The organism is Neisseria sp. P0021.S006, from assembly GCF_051956895.1.
In genome coordinates this window covers 1-2,013 of sequence record NZ_JBQCWZ010000184.1, presented here as the reverse complement: position 1 = coordinate 2,013, position 2,013 = coordinate 1, and the positions used below count along the sequence as shown (strand labels likewise).

Genomic DNA, 2,013 nt, shown 5'->3' with positions numbered 1-2,013 from the left:
AGGATGTGTGTAAGAGACCGTTACAAGCTCTATCTGTATCACGCGCTGAGTATGGAAGAAATGGAAAAACGCGGCTACAAGCCTGACGTTTTATGGAAAGACCCGTTGTATCGCGGCAAAGCCGTTGCCCCATACCACGCACACACTGCTGAAACAGCTACTTCGCCGATTTACACCGAACATGATGATGCCTACTTAGACGAATGCCTGGAAAATTTAAAAAGTAAAGGCATCATGTTATAAACCCATTTTTCAGACGGCCTGAATATTGAATACCCAAGGCCGTCTGAAGCCGCTTTAACCACAACCACTCTTAAACAACCGAGACAATAAAAATGCCAAAAATTACCGTACTCCCACACGCGACATTATGCCCCGAAGGCGCGGTTATCGAAGATGCGCCCGAAGGTCAAACCGTCCTTGACGTACTGCTCGACCATGACATCGAAGTCGATCACGCCTGCGAAAAATCCTGCGCCTGCACCACCTGCCATGTGATTATCCGCAAAGGTTTTGACAGCCTGGAAGAACCGACCGAATTGGAAGAAGACCTGCTCGACCAAGCATGGGGCTTGGAAGCCGATTCTCGCTTGAGCTGTCAGGCAGTGGTTGCCGATGAAGATTTGGTCGTAGAAATTCCTAAATATACAATCAACCACGCTCGTGAAGACCATTAAAACAATGGTTTAATGAAAAAGGCCGTCTGAAACCACAAATTCATGGTTTTCAGACGGCCTTTTGGTGATACAGCAAATTATTCGATATGAGGAAAAATAAAACGCATACGCGAAATCTGCATAGCAGCCACTTTCTGCGTGGCGGAGTAATTTTCGATTTTTTCTTGAATTCTGATTTGATGCAGATTGCCGTTATAACGGGGAGCAGCATTCTGAGATTTATTTACTGTCGGCAGTTCAGCCTCTGCCTTTAACGCTTCCTCTGCCTCGATGGCTGAAAGCGCAGCCTCATCCCTTACCAAACCGAAACGCTCGATAATGGCATTGGCTTCATCTATATAATGAGATTTGTCCACGCCATTTTCCAACGCCGCATCTTCAAGCACGACCGACAAATGCTTGCCGCACTTTTCGATACGCTCTGCGATCCGCGAATAAACCATCCAACGTTTCAACCTCAACGCGCCTGCATCGTCATTGGGCGAAGCGGCATCCAGTTTAATTAAGCCATAGTGCTTGCCGTAATACAGACGGAACACCAGCTGCTTCAAACCTTCTGTTTCGTCCAGCATCCGATAAAGTTCGCGAACCAACAGCAGCAAACGGTCAAATGCGCCTGCTTTAGACAGATACTCCGGATCATCTGAAGCAAGCGCGTAAATTAGTTTGGATAGCTTGGCGTTGAGTGCGTTATTCATCTTTTTTTCCTTTTATTTTTAAGCGATGGATTTCGTATTAAGAGCCGTTCCAAATGATTTGGTTGCATTGAGATAATGTAAATTATTCATGCGCAAACCATCATTCAAAACGGAATAAAATATATAAAACGGCAAATTCAAAGCGAATGTGCCGTAGTTTTTAAGTGTCGTGCCGTATTTTAACGCAAATATGCTATTTTGTTAAAAAATACCCGCATTATTTATATCCGCATCTGCAGTAAAACATTCTGGCAGTCCGACTTCTTCTTGATTAAAATAATTACTATTAGCCCAAACCCAATAAAGGAACACATCATGAAATGGACAGATACCCAACGCATCGCCGAAGAACTCTACGACTTACACGGTGACAGCATCGACCCGAAAACCGTACGCTTTACCCAACTGCGTGATCTGATTATGGCTTTGCCTGGATTTGACGATGATCCGGCGCGTTGCGGCGAGCGCATTCTCGAAGCCGTGCAACAAGCATGGATAGATGAAGCAGAATAAGCTTTCTTCCCTTCCCTATCAAACAAGACCTCAGGCTATTTTTCAGACGGCCTGAGGTCTTTATTAAATCTATTCATACAATTTTGGAAAATTTCGAAATTGACTCATACTGACCTCAAATTTAT

The 2,013-nt window shown here is 44.5% G+C and carries 3 protein-coding genes and 1 pseudogene; 3 read left to right on the top strand and 1 reads right to left on the bottom strand.

What is annotated here, in order from left to right; all coding sequences use genetic code 11:
• Together ACTHUM_RS12265 and fdx are read left to right on the top strand one after the other, a co-directional pair.
• Nucleotides 1–243: pseudogene (locus tag ACTHUM_RS12265) on the top strand (TIGR02328 family protein); the annotation flags it as partial.
• A 92-nt stretch (nucleotides 244–335) separates the two neighbouring features.
• Nucleotides 336–677 (top strand): ISC system 2Fe-2S type ferredoxin, encoded by a 342-nt coding sequence (gene fdx / locus ACTHUM_RS12260; protein ID WP_003686005.1) that lies wholly within the window; start codon nucleotides 336–338, stop codon nucleotides 675–677.
• A gap of 77 nt (nucleotides 678–754) precedes the next feature.
• Here the strand turns inward: fdx and ACTHUM_RS12255 are convergent, their stop codons facing one another.
• Entirely contained in the window at nucleotides 755–1,375 is a 621-nt protein-coding gene (locus ACTHUM_RS12255; RefSeq protein WP_440402987.1) for a hypothetical protein, read from the bottom strand.
• A 315-nt stretch (nucleotides 1,376–1,690) separates the two neighbouring features.
• Here ACTHUM_RS12255 and iscX point away from each other — a divergent pair, with 315 nt between their 5' ends.
• On the top strand, nucleotides 1,691–1,888 hold the full coding sequence (gene iscX, locus ACTHUM_RS12250) for a Fe-S cluster assembly protein IscX (protein WP_070461311.1): 198 nt from the start codon (nucleotides 1,691–1,693) through the stop codon (nucleotides 1,886–1,888).
• The last annotated feature ends 125 nt before the right edge of the window (nucleotides 1,889–2,013 follow it).

Excerpts from the sequence above, each read along its gene's own strand:
- fdx (WP_003686005.1), top strand. The coding sequence starts at position 336 with ATGCCAAAAATTACCGTACTCCCACACGCGACATTATGCCCCGAAGGC.
- ACTHUM_RS12255 (WP_440402987.1), bottom strand. The coding sequence starts at position 1,375 with ATGAATAACGCACTCAACGCCAAGCTATCCAAACTAATTTACGCGCTT.
- iscX (WP_070461311.1), top strand. The coding sequence starts at position 1,691 with ATGAAATGGACAGATACCCAACGCATCGCCGAAGAACTCTACGACTTA.